This is a genomic window from Amycolatopsis sp. NPDC003865 (genome assembly GCF_053605345.1).
The window spans coordinates 605,167-623,830 of the sequence record NZ_JBSGJA010000002.1 but is presented as its reverse complement, the minus strand read 5'-3'; the positions used below and the strand labels follow the sequence as shown (position 1 = coordinate 623,830).

18 protein-coding genes are annotated in these 18,664 nt (G+C 70.3%); 10 read left to right on the top strand and 8 right to left on the bottom strand.

Going from position 1 to position 18,664, the window contains the following annotated elements; translation table 11 throughout:
- Positions 1 to 15 precede the first annotated feature (15 nt).
- The 3 genes from ACWEVP_RS07910 to ACWEVP_RS07900 form a co-directional block, all read right to left on the bottom strand.
- The gene (locus ACWEVP_RS07910; RefSeq protein WP_452061836.1) at positions 16 to 321 is read right to left on the bottom strand and encodes a hypothetical protein; all 306 of its coding nucleotides are present in this window, start codon (positions 319 to 321) and stop codon (positions 16 to 18) included.
- The gene (locus ACWEVP_RS07905) at positions 308 to 547 is read right to left on the bottom strand and encodes a DUF397 domain-containing protein (RefSeq protein ID WP_072475608.1); all 240 of its coding nucleotides are present in this window, start codon (positions 545 to 547) and stop codon (positions 308 to 310) included. The genes ACWEVP_RS07910 and ACWEVP_RS07905 overlap by 14 nt, the downstream gene beginning before the upstream one ends.
- 268 nt (positions 548 to 815) lie before the next feature.
- On the bottom strand, positions 816 to 1,694 hold the full coding sequence (locus ACWEVP_RS07900; RefSeq protein ID WP_452061835.1) for a helix-turn-helix domain-containing protein: 879 nt from the start codon (positions 1,692 to 1,694) through the stop codon (positions 816 to 818).
- Positions 1,695 to 1,858: 164 nt separating this feature from the next.
- Here ACWEVP_RS07900 and ACWEVP_RS07895 point away from each other — a divergent pair, with 164 nt between their 5' ends.
- On the top strand, positions 1,859 to 2,689 hold the full coding sequence (locus ACWEVP_RS07895; RefSeq protein WP_452061834.1) for an SAM-dependent methyltransferase: 831 nt from the start codon (positions 1,859 to 1,861) through the stop codon (positions 2,687 to 2,689).
- A 12-nt stretch (positions 2,690 to 2,701) separates the two neighbouring features.
- Here ACWEVP_RS07895 and ACWEVP_RS07890 read toward each other — a convergent pair whose 3' ends face one another.
- The gene (locus ACWEVP_RS07890) at positions 2,702 to 3,082 is read right to left on the bottom strand and encodes a sterol carrier family protein (protein WP_364447750.1); all 381 of its coding nucleotides are present in this window, start codon (positions 3,080 to 3,082) and stop codon (positions 2,702 to 2,704) included.
- Positions 3,083 to 3,142: 60 nt separating this feature from the next.
- On the opposite strand from ACWEVP_RS07890, the gene ACWEVP_RS07885 reads away from it, so the two are divergent.
- The 5 genes from ACWEVP_RS07885 (at position 3,143) to ACWEVP_RS07865 (ending at position 7,965) form a co-directional block, all read left to right on the top strand.
- Complete coding sequence (locus tag ACWEVP_RS07885) at positions 3,143 to 3,841, top strand: type VII secretion system-associated protein (RefSeq protein WP_452061833.1); 699 nt, start codon at positions 3,143 to 3,145, stop codon at positions 3,839 to 3,841.
- 99 nt (positions 3,842 to 3,940) lie between these two features.
- A complete protein-coding gene (locus ACWEVP_RS07880) occupies positions 3,941 to 4,738 on the top strand; it encodes a lysozyme (protein ID WP_452061832.1) in 798 nt (265 codons plus the stop codon).
- Between the two features lie 191 nt (positions 4,739 to 4,929).
- Entirely contained in the window at positions 4,930 to 5,799 is an 870-nt protein-coding gene (locus ACWEVP_RS07875) for a lysozyme (RefSeq protein WP_452061831.1), read from the top strand.
- Positions 5,800 to 5,975: 176 nt separating this feature from the next.
- The gene (locus tag ACWEVP_RS07870) at positions 5,976 to 6,902 is read left to right on the top strand and encodes a hypothetical protein (protein WP_452061830.1); all 927 of its coding nucleotides are present in this window, start codon (positions 5,976 to 5,978) and stop codon (positions 6,900 to 6,902) included.
- Between the two features lie 4 nt (positions 6,903 to 6,906).
- A complete protein-coding gene (locus ACWEVP_RS07865) occupies positions 6,907 to 7,965 on the top strand; it encodes a pentapeptide repeat-containing protein (protein ID WP_452061829.1) in 1,059 nt (352 codons plus the stop codon).
- A gap of 71 nt (positions 7,966 to 8,036) precedes the next feature.
- Here ACWEVP_RS07865 and purL read toward each other — a convergent pair whose 3' ends face one another.
- Positions 8,037 to 10,343 carry a phosphoribosylformylglycinamidine synthase subunit PurL gene (purL, locus tag ACWEVP_RS07860; RefSeq protein ID WP_452061828.1) on the bottom strand — a complete coding sequence of 769 codons (2,307 nt, stop codon included), beginning with the start codon at positions 10,341 to 10,343 and terminating at the stop codon, positions 8,037 to 8,039.
- Positions 10,344 to 10,438: 95 nt separating this feature from the next.
- Between purL and ACWEVP_RS07855 the strand changes: the two genes are divergently transcribed.
- The 3 genes from ACWEVP_RS07855 to ACWEVP_RS07845 all read left to right on the top strand — a co-directional run bounded on the left by ACWEVP_RS07855 (position 10,439) and on the right by ACWEVP_RS07845 (position 14,301).
- Positions 10,439 to 12,073, top strand: coding sequence for an ABC transporter ATP-binding protein (locus ACWEVP_RS07855; protein WP_452061827.1), 1,635 nt, complete (start codon positions 10,439 to 10,441; stop codon positions 12,071 to 12,073).
- Positions 12,070 to 13,815 carry an ABC transporter ATP-binding protein gene (locus ACWEVP_RS07850; RefSeq protein ID WP_452061826.1) on the top strand — a complete coding sequence of 582 codons (1,746 nt, stop codon included), beginning with the start codon at positions 12,070 to 12,072 and terminating at the stop codon, positions 13,813 to 13,815. The genes ACWEVP_RS07855 and ACWEVP_RS07850 overlap by 4 nt, the downstream gene beginning before the upstream one ends.
- Positions 13,816 to 13,887: 72 nt before the next feature.
- Positions 13,888 to 14,301, top strand: a complete 414-nt coding sequence (locus ACWEVP_RS07845) for a pyridoxamine 5'-phosphate oxidase (protein ID WP_452061825.1) — start codon at positions 13,888 to 13,890, stop codon at positions 14,299 to 14,301.
- Between the two features lie 101 nt (positions 14,302 to 14,402).
- Here ACWEVP_RS07845 and purQ read toward each other — a convergent pair whose 3' ends face one another.
- Positions 14,403 to 15,080: a phosphoribosylformylglycinamidine synthase subunit PurQ gene (gene purQ / locus ACWEVP_RS07840; RefSeq protein WP_452061824.1), complete on the bottom strand. Its 678-nt coding sequence runs from the start codon at positions 15,078 to 15,080 to the stop codon at positions 14,403 to 14,405.
- A complete protein-coding gene (purS, locus tag ACWEVP_RS07835) occupies positions 15,077 to 15,316 on the bottom strand; it encodes a phosphoribosylformylglycinamidine synthase subunit PurS (protein WP_086675945.1) in 240 nt (79 codons plus the stop codon). The genes purQ and purS overlap by 4 nt, the downstream gene beginning before the upstream one ends.
- Before the next feature lie 172 nt (positions 15,317 to 15,488).
- On the opposite strand from purS, the gene ACWEVP_RS07830 reads away from it, so the two are divergent.
- On the top strand, positions 15,489 to 17,063 hold the full coding sequence (locus tag ACWEVP_RS07830) for a GMC family oxidoreductase (protein ID WP_452061823.1): 1,575 nt from the start codon (positions 15,489 to 15,491) through the stop codon (positions 17,061 to 17,063).
- Between the two features lie 80 nt (positions 17,064 to 17,143).
- Here ACWEVP_RS07830 and ACWEVP_RS07825 read toward each other — a convergent pair whose 3' ends face one another.
- Positions 17,144 to 18,640, bottom strand: coding sequence for an aldehyde dehydrogenase family protein (locus tag ACWEVP_RS07825; RefSeq protein ID WP_452061822.1), 1,497 nt, complete (start codon positions 18,638 to 18,640; stop codon positions 17,144 to 17,146).
- Positions 18,641 to 18,664: the final 24 nt, after the last annotated feature.

The window sequence follows — 18,664 nt, the reverse complement described above, 5'->3', positions numbered from 1 at the left end:
CTGAAGTCTTCATCCCTAGCAAGCGTCCGGCAGCTGGAGCATCTCCGTGAGCACTTGCGCGCCTTCCCCGCGGCGGCGCCACAACCAGCGCTCCGGCTCGAAGATGTTCTCCTCGGTGCCGGGCATCCGGGTCGCCTCGACGTCGTCTTCGGCGTTGAGCCGGACCACGTCCACCACGTCGTCGTGCACCCGCACGCCGACGACGGCGAGAACCTCGCCGCGCTCGTCGGCGGGGTGGACGAACTGGTAGCCGCGGGCCACCAGCTCCTGCAGACCGGTCTCGATGTCGAAGACGGGGGCGACGGCCTCAGCCGAGGACATCGTCGAACTCACCGTCCTTGGCGCCGGCCAGGAAGGCCGCCATCTCCGCGCGCGTGTAGACGAGCGCCGGGCCGGTCGGGAAGCGCGAGTTGCGCATCGCGATCTCACCGCTGGACAGCGGTGCCACCTCGACGCAGTTGCCGACGGCCCCGCTGTAGCTCGCCTTGCGCCACTCGGCACCGGACAGCCGGTCGGCCGGGATGCCGTTCTCGAATCGCTCAGCCATGGTCCCACCTCTCGATGTGGAAAAGCTTCCAGGGCGTTGCATCTGCATGTGCATTTGCCCGCGTATCGGAGGCTAGCACGTGTACGTGCAGCGGTAAATGCACGTGCAGAATTTCTTGCAAAGTTCTCGGACGGTAAAGAATCACCAGGTCACGGTTAACCTATCGGGTGATAGATAGCGCCTCGAATGGGTTAGCTGCTACCAGGGGTTACCACTCAGTGGGCACACGTCGGCGCTGCCGAGGTGGTTCACCGGCTGGGGTGACGCCCTAGATTTCCGCGCGCCGCTTGGCCAGCAGCGCGCGGCTGCGCTCCGGCGTCTCCGCGTCGACGGCCAGCATGTCGAGCGCCCGGCTGTACTTCTCGATCTCTTCGCGCTTTTCGATGTAGTGCGCGCCGGTCAGGTACTCGACGTAGGCGATGTTCGGCAGTTCCGGCTCGCCGAACCGCAGCAGCGAAAACGCGTGCTCCGCCGACAGCCCGCTTCGCGAATACGGCAGGACCTGCACCGACACGTGCGGCAGCGCGCTCATCTCCAGCAGGTACTCGATCTGCTGCTTGAGCACCTTCACCCCGCCGATCGGCCGGTGCAGCACCGACTCGTCGAGCACCATCCACACGCGGGGCGCGTCCGGCCTGCTGAACATCTTCTGGCGCCGCATTCGCAGCGCGACCAGCTGGTCGACGCGCTCGTCGGCCATCTCCGGACGGCCGTGGCTGAAGATCGCCCGCGCGTACGGCTCGATCTGGAGCAGGCCCGACACGTACAGCGGCTCCCAGATCTGGATCCGGGCGGCGGCTTCTTCGAGGCCGACGAGGTCGGTGAACCAGTTCGGCATCGTGTCGCCGAAGCGGCGCCACCAGCCGGGCTCGTTCGACTGCTTGACCATGTCGAGGAACGTCTGGCGCTCGGTCGCGTCCTCGACGCCGTACATCGTGAGCAGGTCGGTGACGTCGCGTTCCTTGAAGCCGACGCGGCCCAGCTCGAGGCGGCTGATCTTGGACTCGGACCCGCGGATGTTGTAACCGGCCTGCTGGCGGGTGATGCCGGCTTCCTCGCGGAGTCGACGGAGCTGCGAGCCCAGGATCATGCGGCGCGCCGTGGGGCCGATGTTCTGTTCACCTGCGGACGCGTTCACCGCGTTCATTCCCGGACCTTCCGCGCTCACGTCACCAGGGGGTTCTAGCCCGACTACCGAAAGTACACGTTAAGCCTTCTTGCGCAAAGGGGTGACCCGGTTTACCCCATGCGCGCGTCGTCCTACTGTACGTAGAGCACGAGACTTTCAACACACAACTTGCGAGGTTCACCATGCCGGACGCCGCGACGACCGAACGAGTGCCCGTCGGAGTCGACCCGACCAGGGCGAGCATCGCGCGCGTGTACGACGCCTTCCTGCTCGGGAAGGACAACTACGAAATCGACCGGGAGGTCCTGCACAAGGTGCAGCAGGCCGCACCGGAGGCACAGGACCTCGCGTTCGAGAACCGCGGCTTCCTCATCCGCGCGTGCCGCTTCCTCGCGAGCCAGACCGGCATCACCCAGTTCCTCGACCTCGGGTCCGGCCTGCCGACCGCGGAGAACACGCACCAGGTCGTCCAGCGGATCAACCCCGAGACCAAGGTCGTCTACGTCGACAACGACCCCGTGGTCCTCGCGCACGGCCGGGCGCTGCTGGAGGAGAACGAGCACACGCACTTCGTCGCCGAGGACATCTTCGAGCCGCAGCGGATCCTCGAGAACGAGGTCGTCCGCGAGCACATCGACTTCACCCAGCCGCTCGTGCTGCTGCAGATGGGCACGCTGCACCACTTCAAGGGCGACCCCGACCGGCCGAAGGAGATCATGAAGGAGTACGTCGACGCGCTGCCGTCCGGCTCCTTCGTCGGGCTCAGCCACTTCTTCGACCCCGAGAACGAGGACTCCGCGACCGCGCGCCGCATGGAGGACTTCTTCGTGCACAGCCCGATGGGCTCCGGCACGTTCCGGACGCAGAAGGAGATCGAGGAGCTGTTCCCCGGCCTCGAAATGGTCGATCCCGGCGTGACGCTGTGCGCCGACTGGTGGCCGGACGGCCCGCGGCTCAAGGAGCTCAACGTCGCGCAGCGGACCATCGCCGGCGGCGTCGGCCGCAAGCCGTAGGCACCTCGTCCGTCAGAGGCGGACGAGGGGGAGCCAGTGGGAAAGGTCGGCCCGGGTGCCCGAAGCGGACACCCGGCCGTCCGCCACCGCCGTGGTCCAGTCCAGCCGCCCGGTGGCCAGTTCGAGCCACGTGCGCGGATCGGTCTCGATCACGTTCGGCGGGGTGCCGCGGGTGTGCCGCGGACCCTCCACGCACTGCACCGCCGCGAACGGCGGCACGCGGACTTCGACCGTGCGGCCCGGCGCGTCGGCCGCGAGCGCGCGCAGGCTGAGCCGGACCGCCGCCGCCAGCTCCGGCCGCGCGGGGTCGGGCGCGTCGCCTTGCAGCCACGGTGAAATCGCCAGTACCGCCGCACGTAACTGTCCGGGGTCGACCGAACGCGAAGAGGCCATGGGCAAACAGTAGAGTGGCGCACCAAGACTTTCAGGCACACCCGAGAACGTGGGGATGAGATGGCGCAGCGGGACGAGGCGGATCGGATGGTTTCGCAGCAGCCCACCGGAAGCGGGCCCGATCGCCCCGGCAAGCACAGCAAGCCCAACCGCGCCGCACGCCGCGGCGGCCAGCAGGCCCGGCGCTCCGGCAAGCACGGCACGCCCGAGATCACCGCGGAGATGCGCGCGAACGCCCGCGCCAACCCCAACAGCTGGCTCTACGTCATCGACGAGGCCTTCGACCCGAACGGCCCGGTGCCGTCGTGGGCGGTCGTCGGGGCCTACCCGGTGAACGGCGCCGGCGACGTCGTCGCGGACTTCCACCCGAACGACCGCTACCGCCCCTCGCCCAGGGCGCTCGGCTTCCCGGAGCCGTCGAACGACCTCGAGCACATGCTGCAGCTCGTCCGCACCGAGCACCGGCCGCCGTCGGACCTGCCGAAGGTGGTCCTCGACGCCACGCTGTTCGTCTACGCGATGTCGCCGGTGCAGCGCACGGTGATCGGCTTCCACAACACCGACGGCCGGGTCATGGTGCCCGCCTACACCCGCAAGGCGCTGGTGCCGCGCGAGTGGCCGCACGCGCGGGCGGTGCTCGGCCGCGACATCGTCGGCCTGCTCGGCGGGCACCCCGTCGCGGTGAACCCGCACGACCTGATCACCGCGGTCGTGCCGGCCGAGCACCTGCTGAAGGCGCTCGCCGACGAAGAGCGCTGACCTGCGGTTTTAACCCCATCGAGTGACCATCCGAGTCGCCGATCCGGCGACTCGGGTGCATCGTGAGACTGGAAAAGTCTGACGAGACGGGTGGGGTGCATGAGGGTGAAACGTTCGCTGCTGCCCTTCGCCGTCGCCGTTCTGCTCGTCGCCGCGCAGGCACCGGCGAAGGCCGACGACAGCTACGAAGGCGCGGCGGACCACTTCGCCGGTTCGCAGATCGCCAAGGTCGAGGGGGTCGGCGCGGCGCCCGACGTGCTGTACGCCGGGGACGACCAGCAGCTCGGCCACGACGTCAGCGGGCACCAGGGCCCGGTCGACTGGCCCGGCGCGGCGCGGACGGGCGCGAAGTTCGTCTACGTGAAGGCGACCGAGGGCACCGGGTTCGTCAACCCGCAGTTCGCCCAGCAGTACAACGGGTCCTACGACGCCGGCCTGATCCGCGGGGCCTACCACTTCGCCCGCCCCGACGTCTCCGACGGCGCGTCGCAGGCGCGCTACTTCCTCGCCCACGGCGGCGGCTGGTCGGCCGACGGCCGGACCCTGCCGGGCGCGCTCGACGCGGAGTACAACCCGTACGGCGAAACCTGCTACGGCAAGGACGCGGCCGGGATGGTCCGCTGGATCAGCGACTTCTCCGAGACCTACCGCGCGGCCACCGGGCGCTACCCGACGATCTACACGTCGACGAGCTGGTGGAAGCGCTGCACCGCGAACAACGCCGGCTTCGGCGCCAATCCGCTGTGGATCGCGCGCTACAACACCTTCATCGGCGAGCTTCCCGCCTCCTGGAGCATCCACACGATCTGGCAGTTCGCGGACAGCGGCAGCCTGCCCGGCGACCAGAACTGGTTCAACGGCTCGGCGGAGCGGCTGCACGCCCTCGCGCTGGGCTGAACCCCGAGGTCACGAATTATAGGTGTTAACTGGTCACCGATTGACGATCATCTTCCCGGGAAAATCACCCACGCGTATACCCAATTTCACGGAACTGAGTGACAAACGCCACTTCGTCACCAACAATCGTGCACGGGCGGCTACCTGCAGTAAGCCGTCCTCAGCGAGGGTATCTGTGAAGGGATTCAACGATGTCCACTTCCCGAAGAGGGCGGCTGTTCGCTGCCCTGGTCGTCCCGGCCACGCTGCTCCTGCTCGGCAGCACGGCCCAGGCGGCGACCTTCTCCCCCGAGGCCGACCCCGTGTCCGCGATCAACGCGGACATCGCGCAGCACAACCACGAACTGGGGTCGCAGATCCGGCGCGTCGAAGGCGACTCCTCGACTCCGGACACGCAGAAGGCGGCGCAGCAGCCGCAGCCCGGACAGGCCATCCCGGGTCAGGTGCTGGCCACCGTGGCCGGCATGGACGTCGCCAGCTACCAGGGCAACGTCGACTGGGCGAACTGGTGGAACCAGGGCAAGCGGTTCGTCTGGACCAAGGCCACGGAGAGCACCAGCTACACCAACCCGTACTTCGCGCAGCAGTACAACGGCTCCTACAACCAGGGCTTCATCCGCGGCGCCTACCACTTCGCCACCCCGAACACCTCGAGCGGCGCGGCGCAGGCCCGGTACTTCGTCGCCCACGGCGGCGGCTGGTCGAAGGACGGCAAGACGCTGCCCGGGGCACTGGACATGGAGTACAACCCGTACGGCGCCACCTGCTACGGGCTGAGCAAGGCGGGGATGACGTCGTGGATCCTCGACTTCCACGACACCTACCACTCCCTGACCGGCCGCTACCCGGTGATCTACACGTCGACGAGCTGGTGGAGCAGCTGCGTGAGCGGTGACTTCTCCAGCACGGCCCCGCTGTGGGTCGCGCGGTACGCGTCGTCGGTCGGCACCCTGCCCTACAACTGGGGCTTCTACACCGTTTGGCAGTACACCTCGAGCCCGCTCGACCAGGACACCTTCAACGGTGCCTACGACCGGCTCCAGGCGCTCGCCAACGGCTGACCCGCACCCCCCGGCTCCCGGATCGTGACGAGTTCGCGTCATCACGGTCCGGGAGCCGGTTTCATGCCGTACCGTCCGAGCTTGCAGAATGCTGCTCACCACGTCCTGGGGGAACCGAACCGGCCTTGCGGACGTCGGAAGCGCACGAACACCCAGCGCCCGGAAGGCATGGAAAGATGACGTACCCGCCTCAGCCGGGCCAGCCCGGCCAGCCCGACCCGTACGGCCAGCAGCCCCAGTCCGGTGGCTTCCAGCAGCCGTACCCGCAGCAGGGTGGGTGGGACCCCAACCAGCAGCAACAGCCGTACCCAACGCAGCAGTACCCGCAGGGCTACGACCCGAGCCAGCAGCAGGGCTACCCGTCGGGCGGGTTCCCGGCGAGTCCGCAGCCGCAGTGGGGCGACCCGAACGCGCAGCAACAGCAGGGGTGGGCCGACCCGAACGCCCAGCAGCAGTCGGCGTGGGCGGACCCGAACGCGCAGCAGTACGGCCAGCAGGCCTGGGACCCGAACCAGGGCGGCCAGATGTCGGGCTGGGAGCAGTCCGGGGGCTACGGCCAGGGCTTCGGCGGCCCGCCGGCGCCGCCCAAGCAGAGCAAGACGGGGATGTGGATCGCCATCGGCGCCACCGTGGTGGTCGTGCTGGCCGTCCTGGGTGTCACCGGTTTCGTCGCGCCGGGCTTCTTCCTGTCCAAGGACGAGAACAACGTCGCGGCGCCGCCGTCGTCGAGCACGTCGGCCAAGCCGACCGCGCCGAAGTCGACCACGAAGAAGACCCCGACGTCGACGAGCAAGCCGCCGTCGTCCGGTGGTGGCGCGGACGCCAAGGTCGTGCTGCAGGGCTTCATCGACAAGCTGAACGCGGGCGACACCCCCGGTGCGCTCGCGCTGGGCTGCTCGGACTCGAAGGACCTGCTCGACTCGTGGCTCAAGACGTTCCTCAAGCCGCCGCTGCAGCTGACGCTCGGCGAGGTGCCGGACGACGAGTTCCTCGTCGAGGGCCAGGTCACCGGGACGTCCGCGGGCAAGAACGTCAAGGGCACGCTGAGCGCGACGAACTTCGACGACAAGGGTTTCTGCGTCAGCACGATGCTGGTTTCCTGACCCGGTGAAGCTGTGGCGGTCACCGCTGGCGTGGACGTTCTTCGCCTCGGTGGTGCTGTTGGCCGGGGTCGGCGGCTGGCTGCTGACCGACCCCGCGACCAGCCGCAGCGAGGCGCTGAAAACGGGCGGCCTCGCCGGCGGCGCGATCGTGGCGCTGTACGCGCTGTGGCTGAACGACCGCCGCCGCCGCGTCGAGGAACGACGCCAGGACATCGAGCGGCGCCGCCACGAGCTGGAGTCGCAGCGCGCGGAGCAGGACCGCGAGCGGGTGGCCGACGAGCGGTTCGCGAAGGCCGTCGAGCTGCTGGGCCACGACGCGGACCAGGTGCGCGTCGGGGCGCTGCACGCGTTGGCGGGGTTGGCGCGGAGCCGGCCGGAGTACACGCAGACGGTGCTGGACGTGCTGTGCTCGTACCTGCGGCGGCCGTTCGAGCGAGTCGACTCGGATCCGGACGCCGAACGCGAACTGACGGTCCGGCTCACGGCGCAGCGCCTGGTCACCGACCTGCTACCCGCGCGTGACGCCGAAGGGCCGCTGTACGACCTGGACCTGACCGGCGCGAGCCTGGAGTACTTCGACCTTTCCGGCAAGCTGGTCGGCGGCCTGCTGCTGCGTTATGCGTCGCTGCACAGCAGCACCAACTTCAGCGGCTGCCGGTTCGCGGGCCGGGTGTACCTGACCGCGGCGGGCACCGGCTCGAGCCGGCTGCTGGGGTACTTCCGCTGCCGCGGCGCGGTTTTCGAGAGCCACGCGTGGTTCAGCGGAACGAGCTTCGCCGAAGACGCCGACTTCACGGAGACGACCTTCGCGGGGAAGACGACGTTCAAGGACGCGAAGTTCTCGAAGGACGCGGTGTTCTCGGGGGTCGTCGCGTCCTGCGAGCTGGACCTGCGGCGGACCTGCTTCGAGGGGCAGACGGACCTGCGGTTCGCGGCGCTGCCCGAGGCGGTTTCGCTGTACAACACGCTGGTTCGGGCCGAGAAGAACCTCGAGCTTCCGGATGCCTGGATCTTCGAGGAACTGCGCGACGGAAACCTGCGGATCGTCGCCAAGGCGGGCTGAGCAGCCCCCGTTTTCCACGCTAGCGGAGGGCACCGACAAAAGCCGGCGCCCTCCGGTCAGCTGTCCACAGGTCAGTCGAACAGGGCCGGGAGCGTGGACTCCCACGCCGTGCGGAGCTCGTCGAGCGTGAACTCCGTGATGCCCTGCAGCTCCAGCGTTCCCGATTCCGGGTCCACCACGCCCGTCTTGCGCCACGGCAGGCCGCGTGCGGTGCACATCTCCGTGAAGCGCAGCTCTTCCGTGCGCGGGACCGCCACCAGGACGCGGCCCGCCGACTCGGAGAACAGCTGGACGAACGGTTCCTCGTCGGTGTCGAGGAACACGCGGGCGCCGCACTGTCCGATGAGGACGGTCTCGACCAGGGTCTGGATCAGGCCGCCGTCGGAAAGGTCGTGCGCGGCCGAGATCATGCCGTCGCGGGAACCCGCCACCAGGATCTCGCCCAGCAGCTTCTCGCGCGCCAGGTCGACCTTCGGCGGGACGCCGCCGAGGTGGCCGTGCAGCTCGCGGGCCCACGCCGAACCGTCCAGCTCGTCGTGCGTTTCGCCCAGCAGCAGCAGGGTTTCGCCCGCTTCCGCGCCGATGCCCGTCGGGATGCGGCGGGTCACGTCGTCGATCACGCCGAGGACGCCGATCACCGGCGTCGGCAGGATCGCCGTGTCGCCCGTCTGGTTGAAGAAGCTCACGTTGCCACCCGTCACCGGGATGCCCAGCTCGACGCAGCCGTCCGCGAGGCCGTGCACCGCCTGCTCGAACTGCCACATCACGCCCGGGTCCGTCGGCGCGCCGAAGTTCAGGCAGTCCGACACCGCCACCGGCGTCGCGCCGCCGGTCGCCACGTTGCGGTACGCCTCCGCGAGCGCCAGCTGCGCGCCGCGGTACGGGTCGAGGTAGACGAACTTGCTGTTGCAGTCCGTCGCGACCGAGACGCCGCGGCCGGTCGACTCGTCGATCCGGATCATGCCCGAGTCCGACGGCTGGGCCAGCACGGAATTGCCCCGCACGTACCGGTCGTACTGCGACGTCACCCATTCCTTCGACGCCTGGTTCGGCGAGGAGATCAACCGCAGCACGTCCGCGCGCAGTTCGTCCGGAGTGGACGGACGCGGCAGCTTCGCCGAGGTGTCGGCGATCAGCGCGTCCTGGAAGGACGGGCGCTCGATCGGCCGGTCGTACACCGGGCCCTGGTGGGCGACGGTGTGCGCCGGGACGTCGACGACGACCTCGTCGTGCCAGGTGATGACCAGGTGCTCGCCGTCGGTGACCTCGCCGATGTCGGTGGCGATGACGTCCCACTTGCGGCAGACCGCCATGAACGCCTCGACGTTCTCCGGCGAAACGACCGCGCACATGCGCTCCTGCGACTCGCTGGAGAGCACCTCGGCGGGCGTCATCCCGGTGGCGCGCAACGGAACGCGGTCGAGGTAGATGTGCATGCCGCCATCGCCGGCCGCCGCCAGCTCCGACGTCGCGCAGGACAGCCCGGCGCCGCCGAGGTCCTGGATGCCGACGACCAGCTTCTGCGCGAACAGCTCGAGGCAGCACTCGATGAGCACCTTCTCGGTGAACGGGTCGCCGACCTGGACGCTCGGGAGCTTCTTGCGGCCGGACGCCGACTCGTCACCCGAGAAGGTGTCACTCGCCAGGACGGAGACGCCGCCGATGCCGTCGAGGCCGGTGCGGGCGCCGAACAGGATGATCTTGTTGCCGGTGCCGGACGCGAACGCCAAGTGCAGGTCCTCGACGCGCATCGCGCCGACGCACAGGGCGTTGACCAGCGGGTTGCCCGAGTAGGACGGGTCGAACACCAGCTCGCCGCCGATGTTGGGCAGGCCGAGGCAGTTGCCGTAGCCGCCGACACCGGCCACGACGCCGGGCAGCACGCGCTTGGTGTCGGGGGCGTCGGCCGGGCCGAAGCGCAGCGCGTCGGAGACCGCCAGCGGCCGCGCGCCCATGGCCATGATGTCGCGGACGATGCCGCCGACGCCGGTCGCGGCGCCCTGGTACGGCTCCACATAGGACGGGTGGTTGTGGCTCTCCACCTTGAAGGTGACCGCCCAGCCTTCGCCGATGTCGACGACGCCCGCGTTCTCGCCGATGCCGGCCAGCATCTTGGCCTTCATCTCGTCGGTGGCGGTCTCCCCGAAGTACCGCAGGTGCTTCTTGGAGGACTTGTAGGAGCAGTGCTCGCTCCACATCACCGAGTACATGGCCAGCTCGGCGTCGGTGGGCCGGCGGCCGAGGATCTCCCGGATGCGGGCGTACTCGTCGTCGGCGAGGCCGAGCTCGCGATACGGCTGGGTGTGGTCCGGGGTCGCCCCGGCGCGCTCGGTGGTGTCAACGGTGCTGGTCACGGTGTCCGTGTCAGGGTTCGCCACGGCCGCCAGGATACGGGGGGCCCGGCGGCGCCCCGGACGGTGGGCCGCCGAAAATCGGTCGCCTTCCGCTGGTCGGCGGCTTACCGTCGGGAATCGTGCTTTCCGCCACATATCCCTTTCCGCCGCTGCGGCTGTCCGCGCGGCCGAGCGCGAGCCGCTTCCTGCTCGCCGTGTTCCGGGCCCGGCTCGGCACGGTGCTGGGCGCCGCCGCGCTCGGTGTCGTGTGGGCGCTGCCCGGTGCGCTGATGCCGCTGGTGATCGGCCAGGGCATCGGCGCCGTCAGCGCGCACGACGGTGCCGGCGTCTGGCGCTGGGCGCTGGCCGCCGCCCTGCTCGGCATCGTGCAGACGCTGACCGGGACCTGGCTGCACTTCCTCAACTACGGCCTGTGGCTCCACGGCGCGGGCTCGACCCAGCGGGCCGTCTCCGCGCACACCACGCGGGTCGGCGCCGGCCTGCGCGAGCAGACGACCACCGGCAACCTCGTCGCGATCAGCACGACCGACATCAACCACGTCGGCAACACCGTCGAGGTGACCGGCCGGGCGTTCGGCTCGCTGCTGGCGTTCGTCGTGGTGGCCGTGTGGCTGCTCTCGACGTCGCCGCTGCTCGGCGTGGTCGCGCTGGTCGGCGTGCCGGTCGCGGTGCTGGGCATCGGGCCGCTGCTGGCGCCGCTGCAGAAGCGCAAGGCGAAGCAGCGCGAGAAGCGCGGCGACGTCAACGCGCTCGGCGCGGACATCGTGTCCGGCCTGCGGATCCTGCGCGGCATCGGCGGCGAGCGGCGGTTCTTCGGCCGCTTCCGGGAGACGAGCCAGCGGGTCCGGCGGGCCGGCATCGAGGTCGGCAAGGCCGAGTCGTGGCTGGCCGCGGCCGAGATCGCGCTGCCCGGCCTGGTCACCGTGGTGATCACCTGGCTGGGCGCGCGGCTGGCCGTGTCCGGGGAGATCGGCGTGGGGCAGCTCGTGGCGTTCTACGGCGTTTCGACGTTCCTCATCTGGCCGGTCACCGCGGCCACCGAGGCGGTCGGCTCGATCACGTCGGGCCTGGTCGCGGCGCGGAAGGTGGTGGCGCTGCTGGCCATCCGCCCGAAGCTCGCGGACCCGGAGGACCCGGTCCGGCTGCCCGACGGGCCGCTGGAGCTCCTCGACTCCGAGTCCGGCGTGCGCGTCGCGGCCGGGCGGCTGACGGTCGTCGACTTCGGCGCCGACGGCGAAGCGGTGGCCGACCGGCTGGCCCGGTTCGCCGACCCGGCCGAAGGCGAAGAAGTGCTGGTCAACGGGGTCCGGGCGGACCACGTCGCGCTCGCGGAGCTGCGGCGGCGGGTCGTCTACGCGCACAACCAGGACATCTGGTTCTCCGGCGTCCTGCGCGAGCAGCTGGCACCGGCGCGGCCGAGCGGCGTGAGCATCACCGAAGCGCTGTACGCGGCCGACGCCGACGACATCGTCGACGCGCTGCCGAACGGCGTCGACGAGGTGATCGGCGAGCGCGGGCGCGAGGTGTCCGGCGGCCAGCGCCAGCGGCTGAACCTGGCCCGCGCGCTGGCGACCGACGCCGACGTCCTGGTGCTGGACGAGCCGACGTCGGCGGTCGACGCGCACACGGAGGCACGCATCACCGAGCGCGTCGCGGCCCTGCGCCGCGGCAAGACGACGGTGGTGTTCAGCCAGAGTCCACTGTGGACACATGTGGCCGACGAGGTTTTCACGGCGAAGGTAGTGACGGTATGAAACGGCTCCCCACGGCGTCCCGGCGGGACGTCCGGCGCTGGGCGCTGAAGACGGCGGCGATCCACAAACGCGAGTTCGGGCTGCTGCTCGGCGCGCTGTGCGTGGCGACGCTGATCGGGCTGGCCGGGCCGCAGCTGCTCGGCGCGCTGGTCGACGACGTCGCGGCCGGCACGACGACGGGCCACGTCGACGTGCTGGCGGCGGTGTTCGTCGGGATCCTGGTGCTGCAGGCGGTGGCGCGGAAGACCGCGCGGATGCGCGGCGCGGTGTTCGGCGAGCTGGTGCTGGCCGAGACCCGGGAAGAGTTCGTCGGGACGGCGCTGCAGCTGCCGCTCGGCACGGTCGAGGCGGCCGGCACCGGTGATCTGCTCAGCCGCGCCACCACCGACCTCGGCCGGATCGACCACGCGGCGCGGTTCGCGGCGCCGGAGATCCTGATCGCGGCGGTGACCGTGGTGTTCACGGTCGTCGCGATGGTGCTGACGTCGCCGCTGCTCTCGCTGGGCCTGCTGGTCGCGCTGCCGCTGCTGGTGAGCGTCAACGTCTGGTACCAGCGCCGGATCCCGTCGGTGATGCAGTGGATGCTCGACCGCTGGGCGGACCTGACGACCAGCGTCCACGAGACGGCGGAAGGCGCGCGCACGGTCGAGGCGCTGGGCCTGACCGAGCGGCGCGTCGACGCGGCGCACGACGCGCTGAACCAGAGCATCTTCGGCGAGCGGCGGATGCGGGCGCTGCAGCTGCGGTGGCTGCCGTCGCTGGAGATCAGCTACGTGCTGCCGCTGGCGGTCATGCTGCCGCTCGGGCTGCTCGCGTACACGCGCGGCTGGGCCGGGCTGGGCGAGATCACCACGATGCTGCTGTACGTCCAGGCGATGTCGTCACCGCTGAACGAGGCGCTGTTCTGGCTGGAGGACCTGCAGGTCGCGGCGGCCGCGGCGCGCCGGATCCTGGGCGTGCGCGAGGTGGCCGTCGAGCAGTCGCCGAAGGTGACGGAGGTGCCGCGCGGGCGCGACATCGACGTCCACGGCGTCCGGTTCGCCTACACGGCCGACCGCGAGGTGCTCCACGGCATCGACCTGCGGGTGCCGCGCGGCGAGCGGCTGGCGATCGTCGGCCCGTCCGGCGCGGGCAAGTCGACGCTCGGCCGGCTGCTGGCGGGCATCGCGGCGCCGTCGGCGGGGTCGGTGCGCATCGGCGGCCAGGACGTCTCGGCGCTGGCCGACGACGTCCTGCGCGGCGAGGTCCTGCTGCTGACCCAGGAGCACCACGTGTTCTCGGGGACGCTGCGGCAGAACCTGGCGCTGCCGGCGCGTCGCGCGGGCGGTGACTGGACGGACGAGGAGCTGCTTTCGGCACTGGACTCGGCAGGCGCGTCGGAGTGGGTGGCGACGCTGCCGTCCGGGCTCGACACGAAGCTGGGCTCGGGCGAGCACCCGGTGCCGGCGGCGATCGCGCAGCAGCTGGCGCTGGCCCGCGTCGTGCTGGCGGACCCGCACACGCTGGTGCTGGACGAGGCGACGTCGCTGCTGGACACGGGCTCGGCACGGGACCTGGAGAAGTCGCTGAACAGCGTGTTGTCCGGGCGCACGGTGATCGCGATCGCCCACCGCCTGCACACGGCGGCGGCCGCGGACCGGGTCGCGGTGGTGGAGGGCGGCCGGATCACGGAGCTGGGCCCGCACGAATCGCTGCTGGCGGCGGGCGGCTCGTACGCGCGTCTGGTGGCGGCGGCTTCGTAGTCCGGAATGTCCGGAGTGCTCGGCTGGTTGCTCCCCGAGTAGGTCTACTTGGGGAGTGCCATGTCGTTTGTGATGACCGCAGCGGAGCGCGAAGACTTCTTGAGCGGGGTGCACGTGGGGGTGCTGGCGGTGGAGCGCGCCGGCCGCGCCCCGCTGGCGGTCCCGGTCTGGTACGACTACTCACCCGGTGGTGAGGTCCTGATCTGGATGGAGCGCGACACGGTCAAGGACCGCGCGATCACCGCGGCCGGCCGGTTGAGCTTGGCGGTGCAGGACGAGAACCCGCCGTACAAGTACGTGACGATCGAGGGCCCGGTGGTGGCGAACGACGAGCCCCCGACGCGCGAGCAGGCGCTGCGGATCGCGGGGCGCTATTGGCCCGAGGACCAGGCGACGGCGTACGTCGACTCGGCGCTCGGGGAGCGGTCGGTGCTCGTGCGGGTTCGGCCGGAGAAGTGGCTTTCGAACGACCAGAGCAAGAGCTGACCGGGCCGGGGCTGTGGACAACTCGCGTCCACAGCCCCGGAACCGCACCGGTTCTGTCGGTGGTCGCCGGTAAAATGGTTACCGGGGGCCGAGGCCCGACCTCAGGCCTTCACGAGCGCGTCCACCGCGCTGAAGAACATGCCCAGCCCGTCGTCCGACGGCCCGGTCAGCGCGTCGATCGCGTGCTCCGGGTGCGGCATCAGCCCGACCACCCGGCCGTTCTCCGACCGGATCCCCGCGATGTCGTTGCGCGACCCGTTCGGGTTGCCGCCGACGTACCGGAACACCACGCGCCCCTCGGCCTCCAGCTCGTCCAAAGTGGACTGCTCGGCCATGTAGCACCCGTCGATGTTCTTCATCGGGATGAGGATTTCCGCGCCCGCGTCGTACCGCGTGGTCCACGCCGTGTCGGTGTTCTCCACCCGCAGCCACTGGTCGCGGCAGATGAAGTGCAGGCCCTGGTTGCGGATCATCGCGCCCGGCAGCAGGCCGGCCTCGCAGAGGATCTGGAACCCGTTGCAGATGCCGAGCACCGGCATGCCGCCGCGCGCCGCCTCGATCACCGGCGTCATCACCGGCGCGAACCGGGCGATCACGCCCGCGCGCAGGTAGTCGCCGTAGGAGAAGCCGCCCGGGACGACGACCGCGTCGACGTCGTGCAGGTTCTCGTCCGCGTGCCACAGCGGCACCGCCTCCGCGCCGGCGTACTTGACCGCGCGGGCCGCGTCGCCGTCGTCGAGGGTGCCCGGGAAGGTGATGACCCCGATGCGCGCGCTCACGCGTCCACCCGCGTGATCGTCCACTGCTCGATGACCGGGTTCGCGAGGAAGCCCTCGGCGATCTTCTCGAGCGTCGCGTCGTCGACCGTGTCGTCGACCTCGATCTCGAAGTGCTTGCCCTGGCGGATCTCCTTGATCCCGGTGAAGCCGAGACGGCCGGCGGCGCCGAGCGCGGCCTGTCCCTGCGGGTCGAGGATTTCGGGCTTCGGCATGACGTCGACGACGACTCGGGCCACGGCAGGCTGCTCCTTATTCACGCAGGTCGTGGGTACTTCGCCAGCATAGCCGCCGGGTCCCGGCGGCCCCGCGCCCAGGTGGCGAGGGCCACCGGAAAACCTAGACTGGCCGACGGCGCGCCACTGCGCCATGATGAGTCGTTGACATCGCGCCAACAGCTGTGGAGGCACCGTGGACTCCTACGACTACGTGATCGTCGGCGCCGGGAGCGCCGGGTGCGTGCTGGCGAACCGGCTCACCGAAGATCCGTCGGCCCAGGTTCTGCTGCTCGAAGCGGGCGCGGAGGACACCGCCGACGAAATCCACATCCCGGCCGCGTTCCCCGGCCTGTTCAAGACCAAGTGGGACTGGAACTACGAGACCGTCGAGCAGAAGCACACCGGCAAGTCGGCCTACTGGCCGCGCGGCAAGATGCTCGGCGGCTGCTCGTCGATCAACGCGATGATCTACATCCGCGGCAACCGCGCCGACTACGACGGCTGGCGCGATTCCCACGGTGCTGAAGGCTGGGGCTGGGACGACGTCCTCCCGTACTTCAAGCGCGCCGAGGGCAACCAGCGGCTCGACGGCCCGCTGCACGGCACCGACGGCCCGCTGCACGTCGAGGACCGCCGCTTCACCCACGAGCTGTCGACGGCGTGGGTCGACTCCGCCGTCGCGTGGGGCCTCAAGCGCACCGACGACTTCAACGGCGAGAGCCAGGAAGGCGCCGGCGTCTACCAGGTGACCTGCAAGAAGGGCCGCCGCTGGTCGACCGCCGACGCGTACCTGCGGCCCGCCTTGGAGCGGCCGAACCTCACGGTGAAGACTTCTTCGCCGGTCATGCGGGTCGTGTTCGAGGGGACGCGCGCGGTCGGCGTGTCCTATTTGGACAACGGCGTCGCGACCACCGCGCGCGCGTCGGCCGAAGTCATTCTTTCGGGTGGGGCGGTGAATTCGCCGCAGCTGCTGATGGTGAGCGGCGTCGGCCCGGCCGAGCACCTGCGCGAGCACGGCATCGACGTGGTCGCCGCGCTGCCGGGTGTCGGCGAGAACCTGCACGACCACCCGGCGTGCGGGATCATCTGGTCGACGCGCGGCACCACCGACCTCGTCGACGCGGCCACGCCGGCCGGTCTCATCCGCTACCAGCTGACGAAGCGCGGGCCGCTGGCGTCGAACATCGGCGAGGCGGGCGCGTTCTTCCCGACGGCCGACGGGCTGCCGGCGCCGGACATGCAGATCCACGTCGCGCCGACGCTGTTCTACGACAACGGCATGCGCGAGCCGACGGTCCCGGGGTTCACGTCGGCGGCGACGCTGGTCGACGTCGCGAGCCGCGGCCGGCTGCGGCTGAAGTCGGCGAACCCGTTGTGGAAGCCGGAAATCGACCCGGCGTACTACGCGGAGCCGGTGGACATGGACAAGATGATCGCCGGGCTGCGCGCGCTGATCGAAATCGGTCGCTCGGGTCCGTTGAAGCGGTTCCTCGACCAGCCGTTCCTGCCCGCGCGTCACGATCTGAGCGATTCCGAGCTGGCTGAACACATCCGGGAGAACACGCAGACGCTCTACCACCCGGTCGGGACTTGCTCGATCGGGTCGGTGGTCGATCCGCAGCTGCGGGTTCAGGGCGTCGAGGGGCTGCGGGTCGTGGACGCTTCGGTGATGCCGGTGGTGCCGCGCGGGAACACCAACGCGCCGACGATCATGGTGGCGGAGAAGGGCGCGGATTTGATCCGGGGGCGGGCCTCGGCCCCCCGGTGACCACCTTACCGGCGACCACCGACAGAACCGGTGCGGTTCCGGGGCTGTGGACGCCAGTTGTCCACAACCCCGGACCGACCTCAGCGCTTGCCGTGCAGGATCGTCACCAGCTTGGCCACCAGTGCGTCCGTTGATTCCTTGCGGCTGAACGATGTCAGCGTCAACGGCGCCGTGAACCGCTGGCGGGCGATCGCCTTCGTGCGGGCGAACTCGCGGAGCCCCTCGGGCCCGTGGATCCGGCCGAAGCCCGAATCACCCACGCCGCCGAACGGCAACGATGCGATTCCCGCGAACGACAGCGGTGCGTTGATCGCCGTCATGCCCGTGCGCAGCTTCTCCGCCAGCTCCACCCCGCGGGCCTTCGAAAACACTGTCGAACCCAAGCCGTACTTCGTGCTGTTCGCCTTCTCGACCGCTTCGTCCATCGAGGCGACCTTCGCGATCGTCACCGTCGGGCCGAACGTCTCCTCCGTGACCGCTTCCGAATCCTCCGGGACGTCGACCAGCACCGTCGGCTGCGCGTACCGGTCGCCGACCGCGTCCTCGCCACCCAGGACCGCCTTGCCGCCTCGGGCCAGTGCGTCCTGGATGTGCCTCTTGATCACGCCCAGCTGGGACGGCATCGTCACCGGGCCGTACTGGGCCGCCTCGTCCGAACCCGCCCGCACGTCCTTCGACTTCTCGACCACCTTCGCGACGAACTCGTCGTGGACCTTCTCGTGGACGTACACCCGCTCGACGCCGATGCAGGTCTGGCCCGAGTTCGAGAACGCGCCCCAGACCGTCGCGTCGGCCGCCGCGTCCAGGTCCGCGTCCGCGTCCACCAGGACCGGGTCCTTGCCGCCCGCCTCGATGACCACCGGCGTGAGCGTTTCGGCCGCCGCGGCCATGATGCGCTTGCCCGTCGCCGTCGAACCGGTGAACGCGATCTTGTCCACGCCGGCGCCGACCAGCGCCGCGCCCGTCTCGCCGAAGCCCGTGACCAGCTGCAGCACCGGCTGCTCCGGGACGATCTCGGCGAACGCGTCGACCAGCCACTTGCCGACGCCCGGCGTGTACTCGCTCGGCTTGAACACCACCGCGTTGCCCGCCGCGAGCGCGTACGCGATCGAGCCCAGCGGCGTGAACACGGGGTAGTTCCACGGGCCGATCACGCCGACCACGCCCAGCGGCTGGTACTCGACGGTCGCCGCCTGGTTCGACATCAGCAGCCCCGCGGACCGCTTCTGCTTGCCGAGGATCTTCTTCGCGTGCTTGCCCGCCCACGCGATGTGCTCGATGGCCAGGACGCTCTCGAGCTGCGCGTCCGCGATCGGCTTGCCGGTCTCGTCGCGGACCACCTGGCACAGCTGCGGCAGCCGCCGCGTCAGCACGCCCTTCCACGCGCGAAGCCGCTCGGCGCGCCCCGCGAAGCCCAGCTCTTCCCACCACTTCGCCGCGACACGCGCCCGCTCGACGGCCGCCTGGACGTCCTCGGCGGTGTGGATGGGATAGGTTCCGACCACCTCGTCGGTCGCCGGGCTGAGCGAGTCGAAGGTCTCGCCGACCGACGTCGGCTTCGGCTGGACGGCAGTCATCGGCGTCTCCCTGGAGGTCGCGGG